Annotated in this window: 15 protein-coding genes, 3 tRNA genes and 1 pseudogene; 1 reads left to right on the top strand and 18 read right to left on the bottom strand. The window is 61.2% G+C overall.

The features are described 5' to 3' along the window. The first annotated feature begins 8 nt into the window (after nt 1–8). A complete protein-coding gene (locus tag AB4O45_RS22800) occupies nt 9–1,292 on the top strand; it encodes an NAD(P)/FAD-dependent oxidoreductase (RefSeq protein WP_041478544.1) in 1,284 nt (427 codons plus the stop codon). A gap of 129 nt (nt 1,293–1,421) precedes the next feature. Here the strand turns inward: AB4O45_RS22800 and AB4O45_RS22795 are convergent, their stop codons facing one another. From AB4O45_RS22795 to AB4O45_RS22710, 18 genes and pseudogenes are all read right to left on the bottom strand, one after another. Then, the gene (locus AB4O45_RS22795; RefSeq protein WP_460160582.1) at nt 1,422–2,393 is read right to left on the bottom strand and encodes an XdhC family protein; all 972 of its coding nucleotides are present in this window, start codon (nt 2,391–2,393) and stop codon (nt 1,422–1,424) included. A gap of 1 nt (nt 2,394) precedes the next feature. Then, complete coding sequence (locus tag AB4O45_RS22790) at nt 2,395–3,630, bottom strand: c-type cytochrome (RefSeq protein ID WP_375123392.1); 1,236 nt, start codon at nt 3,628–3,630, stop codon at nt 2,395–2,397. A gap of 2 nt (nt 3,631–3,632) precedes the next feature. Then, nucleotides 3,633–4,172: a (2Fe-2S)-binding protein gene (locus tag AB4O45_RS22785; RefSeq protein ID WP_016773947.1), complete on the bottom strand. Its 540-nt coding sequence runs from the start codon at nt 4,170–4,172 to the stop codon at nt 3,633–3,635. Then, nucleotides 4,165–6,996, bottom strand: a complete 2,832-nt coding sequence (locus AB4O45_RS22780; protein WP_460160581.1) for a xanthine dehydrogenase family protein molybdopterin-binding subunit — start codon at nt 6,994–6,996, stop codon at nt 4,165–4,167. The genes AB4O45_RS22785 and AB4O45_RS22780 overlap by 8 nt, the downstream gene beginning before the upstream one ends. 476 nt (nt 6,997–7,472) lie before the next feature. Next, nucleotides 7,473–7,549: transfer RNA gene (locus AB4O45_RS22775), tRNA-Asp, on the bottom strand. A 93-nt stretch (nt 7,550–7,642) separates the two neighbouring features. Then, a tRNA-Asp gene (locus AB4O45_RS22770) sits at nt 7,643–7,719 on the bottom strand. Between the two features lie 55 nt (nt 7,720–7,774). Continuing rightward, a tRNA-Val gene (locus AB4O45_RS22765) sits at nt 7,775–7,850 on the bottom strand. Between the two features lie 166 nt (nt 7,851–8,016). Next, nucleotides 8,017–8,792: pseudogene (locus AB4O45_RS22760) on the bottom strand (SDR family oxidoreductase). Next, the gene (locus tag AB4O45_RS22755) at nt 8,789–10,000 is read right to left on the bottom strand and encodes an O-succinylhomoserine sulfhydrylase (protein ID WP_236169454.1); all 1,212 of its coding nucleotides are present in this window, start codon (nt 9,998–10,000) and stop codon (nt 8,789–8,791) included. Before AB4O45_RS22755 ends, AB4O45_RS22760 begins: the two are co-directional and overlap by 4 nt. 71 nt (nt 10,001–10,071) lie before the next feature. Beyond that, nucleotides 10,072–11,577, bottom strand: coding sequence for an amidophosphoribosyltransferase (gene purF, locus AB4O45_RS22750; RefSeq protein ID WP_016773943.1), 1,506 nt, complete (start codon nt 11,575–11,577; stop codon nt 10,072–10,074). A gap of 41 nt (nt 11,578–11,618) precedes the next feature. Then, nucleotides 11,619–12,179, bottom strand: coding sequence for a CvpA family protein (locus tag AB4O45_RS22745; protein WP_016773942.1), 561 nt, complete (start codon nt 12,177–12,179; stop codon nt 11,619–11,621). A gap of 98 nt (nt 12,180–12,277) precedes the next feature. Then, nucleotides 12,278–12,946, bottom strand: a complete 669-nt coding sequence (locus tag AB4O45_RS22740; RefSeq protein ID WP_460160580.1) for an SPOR domain-containing protein — start codon at nt 12,944–12,946, stop codon at nt 12,278–12,280. Next, nucleotides 12,930–14,237: a bifunctional tetrahydrofolate synthase/dihydrofolate synthase gene (gene folC / locus AB4O45_RS22735; RefSeq protein WP_460160579.1), complete on the bottom strand. Its 1,308-nt coding sequence runs from the start codon at nt 14,235–14,237 to the stop codon at nt 12,930–12,932. The genes AB4O45_RS22740 and folC overlap by 17 nt, the downstream gene beginning before the upstream one ends. Further along, nucleotides 14,234–15,154, bottom strand: a complete 921-nt coding sequence (accD, locus tag AB4O45_RS22730; protein WP_016773939.1) for an acetyl-CoA carboxylase, carboxyltransferase subunit beta — start codon at nt 15,152–15,154, stop codon at nt 14,234–14,236. Before accD ends, folC begins: the two co-directional genes overlap by 4 nt. A 198-nt stretch (nt 15,155–15,352) precedes the next feature. Continuing rightward, a complete protein-coding gene (locus AB4O45_RS22725) occupies nt 15,353–15,985 on the bottom strand; it encodes a phosphoribosylanthranilate isomerase (RefSeq protein ID WP_056784388.1) in 633 nt (210 codons plus the stop codon). A gap of 64 nt (nt 15,986–16,049) precedes the next feature. Further along, nucleotides 16,050–16,874, bottom strand: a complete 825-nt coding sequence (gene truA, locus AB4O45_RS22720; protein ID WP_016773937.1) for a tRNA pseudouridine(38-40) synthase TruA — start codon at nt 16,872–16,874, stop codon at nt 16,050–16,052. A 273-nt stretch (nt 16,875–17,147) separates the two neighbouring features. Continuing rightward, nucleotides 17,148–19,805 carry a FimV/HubP family polar landmark protein gene (locus AB4O45_RS22715; RefSeq protein ID WP_460160578.1) on the bottom strand — a complete coding sequence of 886 codons (2,658 nt, stop codon included), beginning with the start codon at nt 19,803–19,805 and terminating at the stop codon, nt 17,148–17,150. Between the two features lie 209 nt (nt 19,806–20,014). Then, a complete protein-coding gene (locus tag AB4O45_RS22710) occupies nt 20,015–21,025 on the bottom strand; it encodes an aspartate-semialdehyde dehydrogenase (RefSeq protein WP_150635754.1) in 1,011 nt (336 codons plus the stop codon). Nucleotides 21,026–21,080 lie beyond the last annotated feature (55 nt).

The following is a 21,080-nucleotide window of genomic DNA, read 5'->3' as shown; positions in this document are numbered from 1 at the left end:
GCGGCAGGATGGCGAACACCCAATACCCAGAGTCTTATTACGCTGCGTCGGCCAATGCCGTACCACCACGCCCTGTGCTGCAGGATGATGTGGAGACGGACGTCTGTGTGATCGGCGCCGGGTATACCGGGCTGTCGTCCGCCCTGTTCCTGTTGGAGAACGGTTTTCGCGTAACCGTGCTGGAAGCGGCGAAAGTCGGTTTTGGCGCCTCGGGCCGAAACGGCGGGCAGATCGTCAACAGCTATAGCCGCGACATAGACGTCATTGAACGCACGGTCGGCCCCAAGCAGGCGCAACTGCTCGGCGAAATGGCCTTTGAAGGCGGCCGGATCATTCGGGAGCGCGTGGCCAGATACAACATCCAGTGCGACCTGAAAGACGGTGGTGTATTCGCCGCCCTTTCCGCCAAACAAATGGGCCACCTTGAATCGCAGAAACGGTTGTGGGAACGCTTTGGTCACACTCAGCTGGAACTGATGGACCAACGCCGCATCCGTGAAGTGGTGGGTTGCGATCAATACGTCGGTGGCATGCTCGATATGAGCGGCGGCCACATCCATCCGCTGAATCTGGCGCTCGGTGAAGCGGCGGCAGTCGAGTCTCTCGGCGGCACCATCTATGAGCAATCACCTGCCGTGCGCATCGAGCGCGGGGCCAATCCGGTTGTGCATACACCGCAAGGCAAGGTCAGGGCCAGGTTCATCATCGTCGCCGGCAACGCCTATCTTGGTAATCTGGTGCCCGAGCTGGCGGCCAAATCGATGCCGTGCGGTACCCAGGTGATCACCACCGAGCCGCTGGGCGATGAGCTGGCGAAGGCGCTTTTGCCGCAGGATTACTGCGTGGAGGATTGCAACTATCTGCTCGACTACTATCGCCTGACCGCCGACAAACGCTTGATCTTCGGTGGCGGCGTGGTTTACGGCGCTCGCGATCCGGCGAACATCGAAGCGATCATTCGCCCGAAGATGCTCAAAGCTTTCCCGCAACTCAAGGACGTGAAGATCGACTACGCCTGGACCGGCAACTTCCTGCTGACCCTTTCGCGCTTACCGCAGGTCGGGCGCCTGGGCGACAACATCTACTACTCGCAGGGCTGCAGCGGTCACGGCGTCACCTACACGCATCTGGCTGGCAAAGTCCTCGCCGAAGCATTGCGCGGTCAGGCCGAGCGCTTCGATGCCTTTGCCGACCTGCCCCACTACCCCTTCCCCGGCGGGCAATTGCTGCGCACACCGTTTGCCGCGCTGGGGGCCTGGTATTACGGGCTGCGCGATAAGTACGGTCTATAAACACCATTGTGGCGAGGGGATTTATCCCCGCTGGGGGTGCGAAGCGCCCCCTCTTGAGCAGGAGGGGAATGCTACGCAGTCCAACGGGGATAAATCCCCTCGCCACAGTAGATTCAGCAAGGCTTAGGATCAGAGCTGATCCCGAGCGATCCCGCTGCGAATCCGCAGGATATCCGCCAGCACCGCCAGCGCAATTTCCGCCGGGGTCTTGCTGCCGAGGTTGAGGCCGATCGGCGCATGAATCCGCGCCAGCTCCGCCTCGCTCAAACCACCAATGCGACGTAAGCGCTCAAAGCGTTTTTGCGACGTCTGCAGCGATCCCATCACACCGATGTAAAACGCCTTGGTGCGCACCGCCTCCATCATCGCCAGATCATCGATACGCGGATCGTGGGTCAACGCCACTACCGCCGTATCGCGATGACAACCACCGTCGGCAATAAACACCGAAGGCAGCTGCCGACGGATTTCTACGCCATTGAGCACCACACCTTCCAGCACCTCGTCGCGCGGATCGCAGAGAATCACTTCGAAGCCAAGTCCTACCGCGAACTCGGCACAGGCCTGCGCCACACTGGAGTAGCCGGCGAGCAACAAGCGCTGTGCTGCACCGATACGGATGCGCACCCGATCAATCTCACGCTCGATCCGTGCACCCTGCTCGCGATCAGCCAACAGAACGCGCGCACCGCTGGCCAGATCGACTTCGCGAAGCAGACGACGTTGACCCAGCAGCGCTGATTCCAGTTCACGCAGATGCGCCTGCACCGCGCTGTCGGCGTCAAGTTTTTCCACCAACACATCGAGAATGCCACCGCAAGGCAGACTGACCCGCGAGCGCGGATCATCGCCTTCGCCGTAACGCACGACGCTGACTGCTTCGAGAAACGCACCTTCGGCAACGCGCTGAAGAAAATCCTCCTCAACGCAACCGCCCGACAGCGAACCGATCCACTGCCCGCTTTCGTTCACCGCGAGCAGCGAACCCGGCGCGCGCGGTGCCGAGCCGTAAGTGGTCAGCACCGTGCACAGCCAGATTCGCTGCCCGGCCACCGACCATTCCAGCGCCCGACGCACCACTTGCAGATCGAGATGCTGCATATCAGTGGGCCTTGTGCTCGACGCTCGGCGCGTCGGCTTGCAGCTTCTGCACTTCACTTACTGCCAGCTCAGCGCTCTGGCCGCCCCAACCCTGACGCAGGTAGTTGAGCAGATCAGTCAATTGCTCAGGACTGAGCTTTTCAGCAAAACCCGGCATCGGCTGCATGTGCTCGAACCCGGAGAACTTCTGTTCGCCGATGCCGTCCTCGATCACTCGCAACAGATTGCGCGGATCTTCCAGACGCAACGTGGTGTTGCCGCGCATGGCCACTGCGATGTGCGGTTTGCCTTCTCCGCCAACCGCGTGACAACCGGCGCAGACGTTCAGATATTCCTGACGGCCGCGCTGAGCACTCGCGCTGAGCTTGTCCAGCGGTACTTCGACGAGCTCTTTGGCTGGTGGCGGTTGCTCGCCAAGCAGGAACGTCGCCATTGCCGCCAGATCAGCATCGCTCAGACCTTGAGTGCTGTTGTGAAACACCGGGAACATTTCGTTGAACATCGTTCCTTGCGCGCTCATGCCATGCTTGAGAAACGTGCTTAGATCCTGCTGATTCCAGCCGCGCGCGGCCAGGTCGGTAGCCAGCAGGCTCGGCGCCAGATAACCATTGAGGATGCCGCCGGTCATGCGCTTGTCCATTTGCATCGCGCCGGGCAGGCCGCGTGGCGTATGGCATTCACCGCAATGGCCGAGGACGTCGACCATATACTGGCCACGCTTCCACGCCGCACTTTTGCCTTCGGCGGGCTCCAGCTTGACGTCTTTGCCGTAGAGCATGTTCCAGCCGGTCAGGCCCAGACGCACATTGAACGGAAAGCTCAGGCTGGTCACCGGCGCGGCGCGTTCGATCGGCTCGATGGTTTTCAGATACGCGTGAATCGCATCGGAATCGGCGCGCGGCATCAGGTGATACGAGGTGTACGGCATCGCCGGATACAGATTCGCACCGTCGCGCCGTTTGCCTTCGGTCAGCGCAGCGAAGAACTCGTCATCGTTGTACAGACCGATGCCGTGCTCTTTGCTCGGGGTGATGTTGGTGCCGTAGATCGTGCCGAATGGCGAGACGATCGGCAGGCCGCCGGCATAGGGCGCGCCACCGGGTGCGGTGTGACAAGCCATGCAATCAGCGGCGCGGGCGAGGTATTCGCCGCGCTTGACCTGATCCTCGGCGTGGACCGCCAAAAGCGGCGCAGCCAGTCCGACCGCAAAAGTCAGGCGGGTCAGTAAACGCTTCATGCTCAACCCTCCTTGACCAGGCCGAGATCGGTCAGCACGTTGCGCGTAGCGTTGTAATAACGCACGTAACCGGTGCAGCGGCAGACGTGATGACCGAGACTGTCCTCGATCACCTGTTCCAGCTGACTTTTGACAATCGGCTGGCGCTGCAGCTTCTCGACCAACACCGTCGCGGCGTTGACGAAGCCTGGCGCGCAGTAGCTGCACTGGAAAGCGAACTCGTCGACAAAGCGCTGCTGGATCGGATTGAGCTCGGTGACCTGGCCCTGCTCGTCGCGAGTGGCGTGGCCTTCGATGGTGCGGACTTTCTTGCCCTCGAAGTAGTGCGCGCCGGTGATGCAGGTGCGCACTTCTTCGCTGGTACCGTCGGGGTTATCAACGATCACCACACAGGCGTGGCAGATCCCCTGACCGCAGCCCAGCCGCGAGCCGGTGAGGTTTTTGTATTCGTGCAGGTAGTCGATCATCGGCAGGTCATCAGGGATGTCCACCGGGCCGACGGATTGACCATTGAGGGTCAGTTGAAGCGGACGGTTAGCCATTGAGGGCCTCCTTGATGCGCGCAGCGGTGATAGGCAAGTCACGAACACGTTTACCGATGGCGTGCGCCACGGCGTTACCGATGGCACCGACAATCGGGATCATCACCACTTCGGCGATGCCCTTGGACGGATCGCTCGGCGACAGCGGCGGCAGGATCTCCGCAGTCTGCTTCCACACCGCTACGTGACGCGCCATCGGCAGACGGTAACGGTTGAAGTTCCAGTCACCCTCCCCCGGCCCGCCTTCGTACAACGGCATCTCTTCCATCAGCGCATGACCAATACCCATGGCGATACCGCCTTCGAGCTGGCCCTTGACCAACTCTTCAACCAGCACCCGGCCGCACTCGATCCACGAATGGTGGTTGAGCACCTCGACTTCCGCCGAGCCTTTATTGACCTTCAACTCGACCAGCGTCGCGACCGGGCTGTAATAGGTCACGGCAGCGTTGTTCAACTGCACTACCGGGTAGTTGACGTTCTGCCGATCAAGCAAGTGGAAGCCGGCGCTGTTCATCTGCGCTTTCTTCGCTTGCGGCGCGCCATCGCCGTATTTCACCGCCAGACCGTCGAGCGGCAGGCGCTCGCGCACGCCGTCGATGCTGTATTCAGCCTCGGCCCAGCTCCAGCGGTTGAAACCATGCACCGTGGCGCCAGTCACCAGACCGCGTTCGTGGGCGCGTTTGGCCAGTTCTTCGAAACTCAGCGGCTGCATGCCGTTGGCGGTCAGCTTGCCGTCGACCCAATGCGCATCTTCGCGACGCACCACGTAAGGGTTGGCCTGGCCGCCGTACGGCCCCTGACGCCATATCTCCAGCGCCGCCGGCCACAAACCATGGTTGAACAGCACCCGCGCCGCTTCACGGGTCGCATGACTGAAGTAATAGGCGGAGTTGGTCGCCGAGGACGCCGACGCCAGCTTGCCGACCCAGCGCGGATTACGCAGCAGATTGTCCTGTTCGGCCTGACTCATGATGTACGGGTTGCCGCTGGTGATCAGCTGCATTTCCTGCCACTCGGTTTCTCCGGTCTTCACATCATGCGCCGGGCTGCCGAGGAAATCGGCGACGACCAAGGCTTGCGAAGTGGACATGCCGGTGCCGATTTCGATACCGATATGGCGCAGGGTGATGCGCCCGTCAGCGGTGAATTCGATGCTGGCCATCGGTGCTTCGGAGCCGGTACCGAAGTCTTTCTGGCAAATGGCGAAACCGACGCCGTACCAGTTATCCGGGTCTGCCGCTTCACGTTGTTGCTTGATCGTGTCGCGGTTTTTCCAGACTTCGTGCACCGAGGCCTTGTCGAGAATTTCGTGCAGGCGCAATGCACCGGCCGGGATTGCGCCCTGGGTATTTTTCATACCGGAACGCAGGGCATTCCTGCGGCGCAAATCGATGGCGTCGACACCCAGACGATTGGCGATCTCGTCGACCATCATTTCGGTCGCCGCCATGCTTTGCAGGGTGCCGTAACCGCGCATCGAACCCGCCTCGACCGCGCGCGAGTGATACGCGGTGACTTGCAGGTCGTTCTGCGGCATGTAGTAGATCGACTGCGCTGCGGTGGCGCCAACCGCCGCCACCGATGGGCTGTAGTTGACCCGACCGCCGCCGTCGACGCTCATTTCTGCACGGAAAATCTTGAAGGTGTAGTCGTTCTTGTCCACGGCCAACTGGTAGCGGATGTCGAACGGGTGACGCTTGATACCGCTCTGGAATTGCTCATAGCGGTCGTTGGCCAGACGCACCGGCACACCGGCGCCGTACAGCGCGGCCAGGGCTGCGTAGTGGACAAAAATGTTGTGGTCTTTGGAGCCATACCCGACGGTGTAGCCCGGGTGCATGTTCAGGTTGGCCAGGCCGAAACGCGACGGCCCGATCATCTTCGCAGTCTCGGTCGCGACTTCCAGCGGGCACTGGGTCGCCACGACGAAATGCAGGGTTTTGGTTTTCGGGTCGTACCAGCCGTTGCCGTTGTCCGGCTCGAGGGCGGCCGGTTCGATCGACGGCGTCTTGTAGCGCTCATCGAACACCAGCCAGTTGTCTGGCGGCGTGTCGATCTCCTGCTTCATGCGATCGGCGTAGAACAGACCGCGCTCGGTGAGGTTGCCATGCAGGTTCGGCGATGCATTCCACACTGGACGGCGGTTCTTCAGCATCGGGAACAGAATCGAATCCTTGAGGCTGGCGAACTCGTCTTCATCCGCCGAGGTCGCGCCACCGACGCGCACATAGCGGAAGCTGCCGTAGGGATCACCTTCGTAGAACGGCACTTTGGCGCCGTAACGAATCGCCTTGTCATTGAATTTGAGTTGATTCTTGGCCTGACGGAAACGCTCGAAATCGTTCCAGATCAGGATCGCCACCGGGTGACCGATGAACATCGGCACTTTACCTTCCGGCAGCAATGGATCAGGCGCGTGCTCTTCGGGGAAGACGATACCGTCCTTGTCCAGATCGGCAGCGGTGACGATGCGGTCCGGTTGCAGATCGGCGCCGAGCCACGACAGGTCGTAGCCTGCGTAGATATGGTCGGCCTTGATGGTTTTCAGCAGCATGGCGTGGCCTTGTTGCTCAGGCCAGCCAGGCATGTCCTTGGCGCGGATGTCGCGGGCAAACACCTTGCTGCCGCAGACCTTGGACAAGGCATCGTTGCGTTGACGGGCCTTGCCGTTATTGCCGAGCCATTTCTCGGACGGCACAGTGACGCTGTTTTCCATCAAGGCAGCCAGCGCCTGACTGCTGAGCGGCGTGAGCGTAACGCTCACACCCGCCACCAGCCCGCCCTGGAGGAACGAGCGCCGGGATATTTCACGGTTGGACATGGATCATCCTCTGGGCGGTTATAGGTCCGCCCTTGTGGTTATCTACTGGGGATCTCGAGTCGTGCAGAAGCTCTTTCTGGCGAAGCAAAGAGCTGTGTTGACAGTGCAAAGCTGACCGAAAGGTTAACTTTAAAGGTTTCTGCGCCCACAGCAAACAACCAGTTACAAAAACCTGACTAAATAATCAAAAAAATCAATGCGACGTAGCACCGCAGAAGGCTTGCAGAGATTCTTGCAGGAGCTGTCGAGTGAAAAGAGGCTGCGATCTTCTGATCTTGCTTTTTAAAATCAAGATCAAAAGATCGCAGCGTGCCGCAGCTCCTACAGGACGATTTGCGTAGGAGTTCGAGAGAGGAATAGCTAAATTTCAGACACAAAAAACCCCGGTCTTTCGACCAGGGTCTTTGCTATCGATCCGATTCAGCCAATGGCTGATTTCGGCGCTTCAAGGCGTTCAGTGGTCCTTGAAACAGATATGGCGCAGCGGACGGGACTCGAACCCGCGACCCCCGGCGTGACAGGCCGGTATTCTAACCGACTGAACTACCGCTGCGTATCGCTTTGAGCTTGCGCTCAAGTAACTCGTTTTGATTGCCGGCTTCGGTGCCTTGCAATCGCGAATCAGATGAATCTGACTCGTAAAATATGGCGCAGCGGACGGGACTCGAACCCGCGACCCCCGGCGTGACAGGCCGGTATTCTAACCGACTGAACTACCGCTGCGCGTCGGTGCAGGCACTTTCAGCCTACTCTCTTGCTTGCGCAAGCTTCTCGGGAGTGGTGGGTGATGACGGGATCGAACCGCCGACATTCTGCTTGTAAGGCAGACGCTCTCCCAGCTGAGCTAATCACCCGTTTGCATCTCCGAGGCCGCGAAATTTACGCAGGTGGCGAAGCTAAGTCAATAGCAGGATTGGAGTTTTTCTGAAAAAGACGAAATTGCTTCATTCCTGAAGAAGCCATCGACCGATGGACCGCATTCGCGAGCAGGCTCGCTCCCACAGGACGCGGCTTCGCTTGTTATTCCGTGTAGATCATCTTCTTGGTCATGCCGCCATCGACGACAAATTCCTGCCCGGTGACAAATCCCGCATTGCGCGACAGCAACCACGCCACCATCGCCGCCACGTCTTCGACCGTCCCCACCCTGCCCGCCGGATGCTGGGCGTGATCGGCATCGGCCAAAGGTTCGGCGCGGCGCACAGAGGGATCACGAGTATCGATCCAGCCCGGACTGACCGCATTCACGCGGATTTCCGGCCCAAGGCTGATTGCCAGCGCATGGGTCAGCGCCAACAGCCCCCCTTGCTCGCCGCATACGCCTCGGAGTCCGCCTCCGACTGTCGCGCACGGGTCGAGGCCAGATTGACGATCGAACCGTTGTGCGCACGCAGATAAGGCGCACAGTGCTTGGCCAGCAACATCGGCCCGCTCAGATTCACCGCCAGCACCCGATTCCAGTACGCCAGATCGAGGCTTTCCAGAGTGATGTTGTGCGGATCGGCCACCGCCGCGTTGCAGACAAGCGCATCAAGGCGACCAAACTGTCCCAGCACCTCGGCCACGCCCAGTGCGACCTGATTTTCCTCGGCGACGTCCATGGCGATGAACCAGGCATTCTCGCCGAGCACCTTCGCCACTTTCGAACCACGCGCCCGATCGAGATCGGTCAGCACCACTTGCCAGCCTTCGCTGATCAGCCAGGCGGCAATTCCGAGGCCGATACCGCGTGCAGCGCCGGTGACCAGCGCCACGCGGCCATGGGTATTGGCCGCCGGTGTGGACAACTCGATCACAATGCCGCCAGACCGCGCGCCAGGTCAGCCTGCAGGTCAGCCACATCTTCCAGACCAACCGCGACGCGAATAAGGCTGTCGCGAATCCCCGCCGCTTCACGCTCCTGCGGCGCCAGACGGCCGTGGGAGGTGGTGCTTGGATGGGTGATCGTGGTTTTGCTGTCGCCGAGGTTGGCGGTGATCGAAATCAACCGAGTAGCATCGATAAAGCGCCAGGCGCCTTCTTTGCCGCCCTTGACCTCGAAGCTGACCACCGCACCAAAACCCTTCTGCTGGCGCTGGGCCAACTCGTGCTGCGGATGGCTCTTGAGGCCGGCGTAATGGACCTTCTCGATGCCGTCCTGCTGCTCCAGCCATTCGGCCAGCGCCTGAGCGTTGGCGCAATGCGCTTTCATGCGCAGGTTGAGGGTCTCGAGGCCTTTGAGGAAGATCCACGCGTTGAACGGGCTGAGGGTCGGCCCGGCGGTCCGCAGGAAACCCACCACTTCTTTCATCTGTTCACCGCGACCGGCGACAACGCCGCCCATGCAGCGACCCTGACCGTCGATGAACTTGGTCGCCGAGTGCACGACAATGTCCGCGCCGAGCTTCAGCGGCTGCTGCAACGCCGGGGTGCAGAAGCAGTTGTCGACCACCAGCTGCGCGCCCTTGGCATGCGCGATTTCTGCCAGCGCGGCGATATCCACCAGCTCGGCCAACGGGTTGGACGGCGACTCGACAAAAAGCAGTTTGGTGTTGGACTTGATCGCCGCGTTCCAGGCCGACAGATCGGCCAGCGGGACGTAATCGACTTCGACGCCGAAGCGTTTGAAGTATTTCTCGAAGAGGCTGATGGTCGAGCCGAACACGCTGCGCGACACCAGCACATGATCGCCAGCACTGCACAGGCTCATCACCACCGCCATGATCGCGGCCATGCCGGTTGCCGTGGCGACGGCTTGCTCGGCGCCCTCCAGCGCGGCAATGCGTTCTTCGAACGCGCGCACGGTCGGGTTGGTGTAGCGCGAATAGACGTTGCCGGGCACTTCGCCGGCAAAGCGCGCCGCTGCATCGGCAGCGGTGCGGAACACGTAACTGGAGGTGAAGAACATCGGGTCACCGTGTTCGCCTTCCGGCGTGCGGTGCTGACCGGCACGGACGGCCAGGGTATCGAACGCTACGCCTTCGAGGTCGCTGTCCAGCCGACCGGCATCCCATTCCTGACTCATGCTGTCTCTCCTTGCTGTTCTCGAACAATAAATATCAGATACAAAACCGGCCCCTCAGGGCCGGTGGAAACTCAGTTGTTGTACAGATCGATGATCGCACTGACTGCCTGGGTCTTGACCTTCGAGGCATCGTTGCGCGCCTGCTCGATCTTGTTCAGGTAAGCCTCGTCGACGTCACCGGTCACGTACTTGCCGTCAAACACTGCGCAATCGAAGTGCTCGATCTTGATCTTGCCGCCGCCGACCGCTTCGATCAAGTCAGGCAGATCCTGATAGATCAGCCAGTCTGCACCGATCAGGTCGGCCACGTCCTGAGTCGAACGGTTGTGCGCGATCAGTTCGTGGGCGCTCGGCATGTCGATACCGTACACGTTCGGGAAGCGCACCGCAGGTGCCGCCGAGCAGAAGTAGACGTTTTTCGCGCCAGCTTCGCGGGCCATCTGGATGATCTGCTTGCAGGTGGTGCCGCGCACGATCGAGTCATCGACCAGCATGACGTTCTTGCCACGGAATTCCAGCTCGATGGCATTGAGCTTCTGGCGTACCGACTTCTTGCGCGCAGCCTGGCCCGGCATGATGAAGGTGCGACCGATGTAACGGTTCTTGACGAAACCTTCGCGGAATTTCACGCCCAGGTGATTGGCCAGCTCCAGCGCTGCGGTACGGCTGGTGTCCGGAATCGGGATGACCACGTCGATATCGTGCTCAGGGCGCTCGCGCAGGATCTTCTCGGCAAGCTTCTCGCCCATGCGCAGACGCGCCTTGTAAACCGACACGCCGTCGATGATCGAGTCCGGACGCGCCAGGTAGACGTGTTCGAAAATGCACGGGGTCAGCGACGGGTTGGTTGCGCACTGACGGGTGTGCAGCTTGCCGTCTTCAGTGATGTAGACCGCTTCACCCGGGGCCAGGTCGCGAATCAGGGTAAAACCGAGCACGTCCAGCGAAACGCTTTCCGAGGCGATCATGTACTCGACGCCTTCGTCGGTGTGTCGCTGGCCAAACACGATCGGGCGGATGCCGTGCGGATCGCGGAAACCGACGATGCCGTAACCGGTGACCATCGCCACAACGGCGTAACCACCAACGCAACGGTTGTGCACGTCGGTCACGGCGGCGAACACGTCTTCTTCGGTCGGCTGCAGCTTGCCGCGCTGGGCCAGCTCGTGGGCGAATACGTTGAGCAGCACTTCCGAATCGGAACTGGTGTTGACGTGACGCAGATCGGATTCGTAAATCTCTTTGGCCAACTGTTCAACGTTGGTCAGGTTACCGTTATGCGCCAGTGTGATGCCGTACGGCGAGTTGACGTAGAACGGCTGGGCTTCGGCCGACGTCGAGCTGCCGGCAGTCGGGTAACGGACGTGGCCGATACCCATGTGGCCGACCAGACGCTGCATGTGACGCTGCTGGAACACGTCACGCACCAGGCCATTATCCTTGCGCAGGAACAACCGGCCATCATGGCTGGTCACGATACCGGCAGCGTCCTGGCCGCGGTGCTGGAGCACGGTTAGCGCGTCATACAGCGCCTGATTGACGTTCGACTTACCGACGATACCGACGATGCCACACATGCGACGCAACCCCTACTTAATGGATCTGAACTGAGCAACACTCACTGAGGCGTTTTCGCCGTCGGCAAGAGCTGCTCCTTGAACGGAATCTCAGCGGGTACGCTGATTCCGCTGGCAAGCCACTGACTGCTCCACCCCAGTATCAGGTTTTTGGACCAGTCGGCGACCAATAGAAACTTGGGCACGAGCTGTGATTCTTTCCACCACCCGTCCTGCTGTACCGGCCCCAGGCTCAACAGCCCGACCGCCACGACCACCAGCAACACGCCACGCGCTGCGCCGAAGGCCATGCCGAGGAATCGATCGGTCCCGGACAACCCGGTGACGCGAACCAACTCGCCGATAAGATAATTGATCATTGCGCCCACGATCAGTGTGGCGACAAACATGATGGCACAGCCCGCGATCACGCGAGCCGATGGGGTTTCGATGTATCCGGCGAGGTACTCGGACAGTGAGCCACCAAACATCCAGGCAACCGCTCCTGCGATGATCCAGGTCAGCAGCGATAAAGCTTCCTTTACGAAGCCGCGGCTCAGACTGATCAAAGCGGAGATGGCGATGATTGCAACGATCGCCCAGTCAACCCAGGTAAATGGCACAGTGCAGCCTACAGACGGATAAGGCGGCGCATTTTAGCAGAGCGCATGGCTGTCGGTAAGCTGCGATTGTCAGTGCTTTTCAATCGAGGTGATAGATTTCAGCCACGTTCAGGCTGAAAACGGACAACGAAGCCCTTGAGGTTCTGCTGACGACTCAGCAGATCGCGCAGACGATCGGCTTCGGCACGCTCGATCAGCGGACCGACGAACACCCGATTCTTGCCATCGGCAGAACGAATGTAGGCGTTATAACCCTGGCTGCGCAGGTTCTTCTGCAGGCTCTCGGCGCTGGCGCGGCTCGACAGACTGGCCAGTTGCACCGACCAGCTCACCGACAGACCGTTGGCATCGACGCGGCTCTGCGTGGTGTCAGGCTTGCTGGTTGCGGATGTGATCGGCTGAGCCGGCGCCGGAATCGGCTTGGCCACCGGTGGCGGCGTTGCCGGACGGGCTATCTGCGCAGGGATGGTCGGTGCTGGCGCAGCCGGTGCAGCCGGGGCAGCCGGGGCCGCAGGCACCGCTTCTTCAGCGACTTCTTCGTCAGTCGGCACAGGCTCTTGCGGCAAGGCTTGCGGCTCGGGCACGGCGACCGGGTCCATTTGCACTTGCGGCATGGACGAAGGCTGAGGCGCAGCCGGGGCCTCGACGGTCACCTGACGCTGCTCGTCCTGACGGGAAAACAGCATCGGCAGGAAGATCACCGCCAGCGCCACCAGCACCAGCGCGCCAACCATGCGCTGCTTGTACGCTTTATCCAGCAAAGCCATTTGCCGCTTCCTCCGTGGAGCGCCGGGCCAGCCATTCAAGGGCCTCGGCGACACAATAAAATGATCCGAACAAGAGAATCTCGTCGTCGCTGGTTGCTATAGCGCACTGCCCTTCCAGAGCGGCCGCAACGCTGGCATAGGACGTTACTGAAGCACCAAGATTCTGCAGCGCCGCCTCAAGTTCAGCCACCGGACGCGCGCGCGGCGAATCCAGCGGCGCGACAGCCCAATGCGCGACACTAGCATTCAATTCGCCAACAACACCATTCAGATCCTTGTCCGCCAGCAGGCCGAATACCGCCAGGCGCTTGCCAACCGGCGGCCGCGCAGCCAGACGCCGAGCGAGATATTCAGCGGCATGAGGATTGTGACCAACATCCAGCAACATGTTCAGGCGCTTGCCGTTCCATTCGAACGAACGACGATCGAGGCGTCCGACCACGCGCGTCGCCTGCAACGCCGCGACAATCTGTTCGGCATTCCACGGCAAACCTGTCAGCAGATAGGCTTGCAGCGCCAGCGCGGCGTTTTCCATCGGCAGATCGAGGAGCGGCAAGTCGCGCAACTCGACCACTTGGCCCAGGGCATCGGTGCCGCGCCATTGCCAGTGCTGGTCAGTGATGCCGAGATCGAAATCGCGTCCACGCAGGAAGAACGGGCAGGCCAGTTCGTGCGCTTTGTCGAGCAGTGGTTGCGGAGGATTCAGGTCGCCACACAGAGCAGGCTTGCCCTGGCGGAAAATTCCGGCCTTCTCGAAGGCCACGGATTCGCGGGTATCGCCCAGATAATCGGCGTGATCGACGCCAATGCTGGTGACCAGCGCAATATCGGCATCGACTACATTGACGGTATCCAGACGCCCGCCCAACCCGACTTCAAGCACCACAGCGTCAAGCGCCGCCTGCTGGAACAGCCAGAACGCTGCCAGAGTGCCCATTTCGAAGTAAGTCAGGGAAGTCTCGCCGCGGCCCGCCTCGACCGCAGCAAAGGCTTCGCAGAGCTGCGCGTCAGTGGCTTCGACGCCGTCGAGCTGCACCCGCTCGTTGTAACGCAGCAGGTGCGGAGAATTGTAGACACCAACGCTCAGGCCCTGCGCACGCAGCAATGAAGCCACGAACGCGCAGGTCGAGCCCTTGCCGTTGGTGCCGGTGACCGTGATCACCCGAGGCGCCGGCTGGCCCAGCCCCATGCGGGACGCTACCTGTTGCGAACGCTCCAGGCCCATGTCGATGGCCGACGGATGCAACTGCTCAAGGTAGGCGAGCCATTCACCAAGGGTGCGCTGGGTCATACGTTGGCAGGCACCGGCGGCACCACGATCGGTTCGATCGGCGCGGCGACGAACTTCGGCGTCGGCTTGCCGGTCATCTGTGCCAGCAGGTTACCCAGACGCGGACGCAATTCCTGACGGTGAATGATCATGTCGATCGCGCCGTGCTCCAGCAGGAACTCGCTGCGCTGGAAGCCTTCCGGCAGTTTCTCGCGCACGGTCTGCTCGATCACCCGCGGACCGGCGAAGCCGATCAGGGCTTTCGGCTCGCCGACGATGACGTCGCCAAGCATCGCCAGACTGGCGGAAACGCCGCCGTAGACCGGGTCGGTCAGTACGGAGATGAACGGAATGCCTTCTTCACGCAGACGCGCCAGCACGGCCGAAGTCTTGGCCATCTGCATCAGCGAGATCAGCGCTTCCTGCATGCGTGCACCACCGGAGGCGGCGAAGCAGATCATCGGGCAGCGGTTTTCCAGTGCGTAGTTGGCAGCGCGAACGAAGCGCTCACCGACGATGGCGCCCATTGAACCGCCCATGAAGTTGAATTCGAATGCCGAAACCACTACCGGCATGCCCAGCAAAGTACCGCTGACCGAGATCAGCGCGTCTTTTTCGCCGGTCTGCTTCTGCGCGGCAACCAGGCGATCCTTGTACTTCTTGCCGTCACGGAATTTCAGACGATCAACCGGTTCCAGGTCAGCACCCAGTTCGTTGCGGCCTTCCGGGTCGAGGAAAATGTCGATGCGGGCACGTGCGCCGATGCGCATGTGATGGTTGCACTTGGGGCAAACGTCCAGGGTCTTTTCCAGCTCCGGACGGTACAACACCGCCTCGCAGGACGGGCATTTGTGCCACAGACCTTCAGGCACCGAGCTCTTCTTGACCTCCGAGCGCATGATCGAAGGGATCAGTTTGTCTACTAACCAGTTGCTCATGCTTTCTTTCTCCAGTACCGGCGGCCCGAACGCTCTGGTTCGCAGCCCCGCGTATGCCCTTGAGCTAAATTCATGTGTGTGGCGATGGTTGCCGAACAGTGGCGGTCAGCGCGGAACATGACCTGCGACGATTCAGCAACCCTCAGCCGCGCCTGCTTTGTGCAAGTGCATTGATGGACGGCGGCAGACTGCCAGCCGTCACATCGACGATGTATTGCCGCGCACCGCGTTGATGAATGCGCGAATCTTGTGGTGATCCTTGATGCCTTTGCTCGCTTCTACCCCGCCGCTGACATCCACCGCGTAGGGCTTGACCCGCGCTACCGCGTCGGCAACGTTCTCCGGCGTCAGGCCGCCGGCCAGAATCAGCGGCTTGCTCAAGTGTTGCGGAATCAGTGACCAGTCAAACGCCTCGCCGGTTCCGCCAGGCACCCCTTCGACATAGGTGTCGAGCAGTACGCCACTGGCGCCGGGAAAGGCATCGCAAGCAGCGGCAATATCATCGCCGGCCTTGACCCGCAGCGCTTTGATGTACGGACGATGCCAGCCTTCACACTCCTCCGCACTTTCGTCGCCATGGAACTGCAGCAGATCCAGCGGCACCGCATCGAGGATTTCTCCGAGCTCGCAACGGCTGGCATTGACGAACAGCCCCACGGTGGTAACGAACGGCGGCAGCGCCTTGATGATCGCCCGCGCCTGCTGCACGTTCACCGCTCGCGGACTCTTGGCGTAAAACACCAGGCCGATCGCGTCAGCACCGGCTTCGACGGCGGCCAGCGCATCTTCGATGCGGGTAATGCCGCAGATCTTGCTGCGAACGGCTGACATGTCAGGAAAACCTCAAGGCAAAATCCGAAAACGTCCCGGATGGTAACAAAAGCGTTCGAGGGCGTCAGCCGTCAAGTTCGGAGAAACCCGTAAGGAAATGTGGCCCGATAAAGCGCTCGGGCAACGGAAATTCGTCGTGGTACTCGACCTGCACCAGATACAACCCGTAGGGATGCGCCGTGACCCCGCCGGAGCGACGCTCGCGACTTTCCAGCACTTCCTTCATCCACTCCACCGGACGCTCACCGGCACCGATGGTCATCAGCACACCAGCGATATTGCGCACCATGTGATGCAGGAAGGCATTGGCCCGAATGTCGAGCACGATCATCTTGCCGTGACGGGTCACGCGCAGGTGATGCATCTTCTTGATCGGCGACTTTGCCTGGCACTGACCGGCCCGGAACGCACTGAAGTCGTGAGTACCAATCAGGTACTGCGCGGCCTCGGCCATGCGCTCGGCGTCGAGCGGACGGTGATTCCAGGTGATTTCTTCATTGAGGTGCGCCGGGCGGATCTGATCGTTGTAGATCACATAGCGATAACGCCGGGCAATGGCTTTGAAGCGCGCATGAAAATGCGCCGGCATGACCCTGGCCCAACTGACGCTGATGTCGTGGGGCAGATTGATGTTGGCGCCCATGACCCAGGCTTTCAGCGAGCGATCAACCTGGGTGTCAAAGTGCACCACTTGGCCGCAGGCATGCACGCCGGCATCGGTACGCCCGGCGCATTGCAGGGAAACCGGCGAATTGGCGACTTTCGACAGGGCTTTTTCAAGCTCTTCCTGCACCGTCGCCACTCCGGTCAGCTGCCGTTGCCAGCCGCTGTAGCGCGAGCCTTTGTACTCAACGCCCAGCGCGACGCGGTAAAAGCCGTCGGGCGCCATTTCGGCGACCGGGTTATCTATGTTTGCCAAGGTGGGACAGCCTGCTGATTTGCAAAGGCGGGCATTATAAGGCGGTGGGCTGGGGATGCCAGAGTTCTCTATCGCATGATCTGCCGCCATCGCTGGCAAGCCAGCTCCCACATTGATTTGCGGCGTGCACCCAACCTGTGGGAGCTGGCTTGCCAGCGATGACGACGGCACTCACAACCCTTCATCCGGCACAAACAAAAACGGCAGCCCCACCGGGCTGCCGCTTGTTGTTTACCGCTGAACTTACGCCAGGTTGGAAAGCATTTCCTTGGCCTCGCCCCGCTGCTTCTCGTCACCCTCGGTCAACACTTCGTTGAGGATGTCACGCGCACCGTCAGCGTCGCCCATGTCGATGTAAGCCTGGGCCAGATCGAGTTTGGTCGCTGCTTCGTCGGTGCCGGCGAGGAAGTCGAAATCATCTTCACCCAGGTCATCACCCAACGCTGCGTCCGCTTCGGTGAAGCTCGGTTCGGCCATGCTTTGCGACAGGCGATCCAGCTCGGCATTGACGTCGTCGAGCTCGGCCGCGAAAGCATCCGGCTCGGCGGCTGGGTTGGTGTCCATTTCGTCGGCCAGCGACAGGTCGAAATCGGCTGGGAGTTCCAGATCGTCCTGCGGCACGTCAGCAACTACCGGCGTCTCGACCGGCGGCAAGTCCTTCACGCCGTCGTCAAGATCCAGCAGGAAGTCATCTTCAGCCAACGTGGCCGGCGATGGTTCGGCGCCCAGATCCATGTGCAGATCGAAGTCCGACAGATCGTCGAGATTGTCTTTCATCTCGGTCTGCTCTTGCAGCACCGAAGCGAAGCTCAGATCGTCTTCGGCCGGAAACGCGTCTAGCTCGACAGGCGCTTCTGGCTCGACCGCTGGCGCAGGATCGACCGGGGTGATGTTGTCGAGGTCGTCCAGGCTCAAATCGAACGCGGTGTCGAGGTCGTCAGCGGCAGCCTCTGGCGCTTGCGGCTCGTCTTGCAGCAGTTCCTTGACGTACTGCGCGTCCAGTTCGGCAGCGACGGCGGCAGCTGCCAGCCCACCGGCAGCGACCACAGCCATGGCTGGGAAGCGGCTTTTCAGCGCTTCGACCTTGGCGAAGTTATCGCCATTGGCCACCAGTTGACGCTCTTGCGCAACGAACGCATCGCGGTCGCCCTGCTGACCGTAGACTTCCATCAGCTTCAGGCGCAGATCGCTGCGTTCCGGCTCAAGGCTGACGCCCTCTTCCAGCAGCGCGGCGGCCTGATTAAGGCGGCCGGCATTGATGTGCGATTGCGCTTTGTCGAGCACATCATCAGAGCGTTCGCCGGCCGGGGCCACCAGTGGTGCGGCAATCGGCGCAGCCATCACCACCGGAGTGACGACCGGTGCAGGGGCTGGCGCAGGTGCCGGAGCTGGCGTGTTGAGCTTGACGCTGGCTGCCGGGGTTTCCAGGCCGGAGAAGCTGCTTTCCGGCAGATCCTGCTCAGCGGAGAACTCTTGCTCTTCAGCCAGAGCGCGGGCCATGCGCAGGTGCTTTTCGGCTTCCTGCTGGGCTTTGCGACGACGTGCCAGCAGCAACAGCAGAAGCAGCAGAACCACCGCACCGCCGCCGATCAGGCCGAGCAGGATCGGATTGGTCAGCAGTTCATCGAAGGCTTTGTCGTCATCGGCGGCAGCAGGCGTGGTTTCGACCACCGGCTCGACGACCGGCTCAACCGGGGTTTCCGCTGGCGGCGCGATGGCCGACTCTGGAGTCGGTGAAGCCGCTGCGGCGTCGGCCGGGGTGGCTGGCGGTGTTGCGGCCAGTTCGGCAGTGATCGCCGGCACCGGCGGCACAGCAGCAGTGGCGCCAGGCGCAGCGCCGGCGCCGTCGGCCTGCATCTTCGCCAGTTGATTGTTCTTCAGCTCGATCAGCTTTTGCAGCTTGTCCAGCTGGCTCTGCAGATCAGCCATGCGGCTTTTCAGTTCCTCGTTGTCACGACGGGTCGTGTCGAGGTTTTCCTGAGTGATTGCCAGTTTGTTGCTCAGCGCCTTGGCGTCGCCGGCCGGTCCTTTCGCACCGGGCTTGGCGCTTTCCGCCGAGACCAGGCTCAGATTGTCCTGGGTGTTGGCCGCTGCACCGGTATTGCCACGGCCACGATTGGTCGCATCCAGCTGCTGCTGACCAGTGCCAGGCTTGCCTACGTAACGACGGCCCTGACGCCAGGCTTCGTTCTGCGCCGCCACTTCAGCGATGGCAGCCGACTGCGGCAGCGCTGTGCTTTGTACCGGGTCCGGCAGACGCAGCACCTGGCCGGTTTTCAGACGGTTGATGTTGCCGTCGATAAAGGCATTCGGATTGAGCGCCTGAATCGCCAGCATGGTCTGCTGCACCGAGCCGCCGTTGCGCGCCTTCGCGGCGATTTCCCACAGGGTATCGCGCGGCGTGGTGGTGTATTGATTGCGATGGGTGGCGCCAGTGGTGGGCGCAGTGATGGTCTGCGACGGCGCCGGTTGCGCGGCGGCGTCTGCGGTCTGCGGCGAGAACTTCGACGGATCGAGCAGCACGCTGTAATCACGCAACAAGCGGCCATTGGGCCACATCACCTGCACAAGGAACTTCACCATCGGTTCCGACAGCGGTTGGCTCGAGGTCACGCGCAACACGCTTTTGCCGTTGGCGTTGAGTACCGGGGTGAACGTCAGGTCATTGAGAAAAGCCTGACGGTCGACGCCAGCCTTGGCGAAATCTTCAGGGGAAGCCAGGCTCGGCACCACTTCGGCAGCGGTGAGATCCTTGACGTCGAGCAGCTCGATTTCAGCCACCAACGGCTGGTTCAGGGTCGACTTCAGGGTCAGCTCCCCGAGCCCGAGGGCATGCGCCATACCGGAGGACAGCGCCGAGGCGGCCGCTATTGCTAACACCAGTTTGCGAACTTGAACCATAGCCTCATCCTTTGTTTGAACGTTCCTCGGCCAGCGAGAAGCTTTTGAATACCGCTGCCGTAAGGCATTGCGCGCGACGACGGGGGTCGCCGCGCGCGATCATTTCGGTGCTGCCCCGGAAAGTCCCGGAGGGTGACTCGTCATCGACGCGCTTCGGGCAAGCATAGCGCTCACCTAGAATCAGTCGACAAATTGTTGCCAAGTATCTTTTACAGCAGGTCTTTTATCAACAACTCAGCCAGTTGCACGGCGTTGAGAGCCGCGCCTTTGCGTACGTTATCTGACGTCAGCCAAAGATTTAGTTCCGCCGGGTCGTCGACGCCCGTCCGCACGCGGCCTACGTAGACCACGTCCTGCCCCACCGCATCGCCGACCGCGGTCGGATAATCGCCGGCCTCGACCAGCTCGATGCCCGGTGCAGCCTCGAGCGCGGCGTTGACCTTTTCCAGGTCAACAGCGCTGCCTGACTGCAAGGTCACGCTAAAGCTATCGCCAAAAAACACCGGGGCTTGAACGCAAGTGGCAGAAATCTTCAATAAAGGTTTCGCCAGGACCTGGCGCAGCTCTCGAACCAATCGTTTTTCCAGCAGCGTGTGGCCCTGCGCATCAGGCGTACCGACTTGTGCCAGCAGGTTGAACGCCATCTGCCGATCAAAGAACGTCGGCTCCAGCGGGCGCATGTTCAGCAGCTCGGCGGTCTGCCGCGCGAGCTCGGTGACTGCCTCGCGGCCTTGTGCCGAAACGGCCAGATTGGCGGTGACGTTGACGTATTGCAGATCGAGCAGATCGAGCAACGGCGCCAGCACCACCGCAAGCGTCGTCGCAGACGGGCTTGGGCTGCTGACCTGGAATGGGCTTTTCAGACTGGCGAGAATATCGGCATTGGCCTCGGGCACCACTTGTGGCGCCTGATCGGTGGGCAAGGCGCCGGACAAGTCGATCAACGAGCAACCGGCAGCATGGGCGCGAGCGGCGTAGCTCAGCGACACAGCAGCGCCGGCGGCGAAGAACACCAGTCTGACCTTGCTGAAATCGAACTCGTCGACCTCGCGCACGCGTACGTTTTTGTTGCGGAAAAGCACCGAGCTGCCGGCCGATTCACTGCTGGCCAGCAGGTGCAGGTTGCCGACCGGGAAGTCGCGTTCTTCGAGAATCTGTACGAGGGTTTCGCCGACAGTACCGGTGGCGCCGATAACGGCGATATCGAAAGTCTGGGTCATGGAGCTACCTCTGGCAAAACGGGGGGAGCGGCACTTTACCGGGTGGGTGGCGCAC

The sequence above is a fragment of the Pseudomonas sp. S2_B10 genome (assembly GCF_054668425.1).
Note: the sequence above shows the minus strand (reverse complement) of the source record. Positions and strands in the feature narration are given on the sequence as shown.

Bases quoted from the DNA above. Each gene is read 5' to 3' on its own strand.
- AB4O45_RS22800 (WP_041478544.1), top strand. From the start codon at position 9: ATGGCGAACACCCAATACCCAGAGTCTTATTACGCTGCGTCGGCCAAT.
- AB4O45_RS22795 (WP_460160582.1), bottom strand. From the start codon at position 2,393: ATGCAGCATCTCGATCTGCAAGTGGTGCGTCGGGCGCTGGAATGGTCG.
- AB4O45_RS22790 (WP_375123392.1), bottom strand. From the start codon at position 3,630: ATGAAGCGTTTACTGACCCGCCTGACTTTTGCGGTCGGACTGGCTGCG.
- AB4O45_RS22785 (WP_016773947.1), bottom strand. From the start codon at position 4,172: ATGGCTAACCGTCCGCTTCAACTGACCCTCAATGGTCAATCCGTCGGC.
- AB4O45_RS22780 (WP_460160581.1), bottom strand. From the start codon at position 6,996: ATGTCCAACCGTGAAATATCCCGGCGCTCGTTCCTCCAGGGCGGGCTG.
- AB4O45_RS22755 (WP_236169454.1), bottom strand. From the start codon at position 10,000: ATGAGTCAGGAATGGGATGCCGGTCGGCTGGACAGCGACCTCGAAGGC.
- purF (WP_016773943.1), bottom strand. From the start codon at position 11,577: ATGTGTGGCATCGTCGGTATCGTCGGTAAGTCGAACGTCAATCAGGCG.
- AB4O45_RS22740 (WP_460160580.1), bottom strand. From the start codon at position 12,946: ATGGCTTTGCTGGATAAAGCGTACAAGCAGCGCATGGTTGGCGCGCTG.
- folC (WP_460160579.1), bottom strand. From the start codon at position 14,237: ATGACCCAGCGCACCCTTGGTGAATGGCTCGCCTACCTTGAGCAGTTG.
- accD (WP_016773939.1), bottom strand. From the start codon at position 15,154: ATGAGCAACTGGTTAGTAGACAAACTGATCCCTTCGATCATGCGCTCG.
- AB4O45_RS22725 (WP_056784388.1), bottom strand. From the start codon at position 15,985: ATGTCAGCCGTTCGCAGCAAGATCTGCGGCATTACCCGCATCGAAGAT.
- truA (WP_016773937.1), bottom strand. From the start codon at position 16,874: ATGGCGCCCGACGGCTTTTACCGCGTCGCGCTGGGCGTTGAGTACAAA.
- AB4O45_RS22715 (WP_460160578.1), bottom strand. From the start codon at position 19,805: ATGGTTCAAGTTCGCAAACTGGTGTTAGCAATAGCGGCCGCCTCGGCG.
- AB4O45_RS22710 (WP_150635754.1), bottom strand. From the start codon at position 21,025: ATGACCCAGACTTTCGATATCGCCGTTATCGGCGCCACCGGTACTGTC.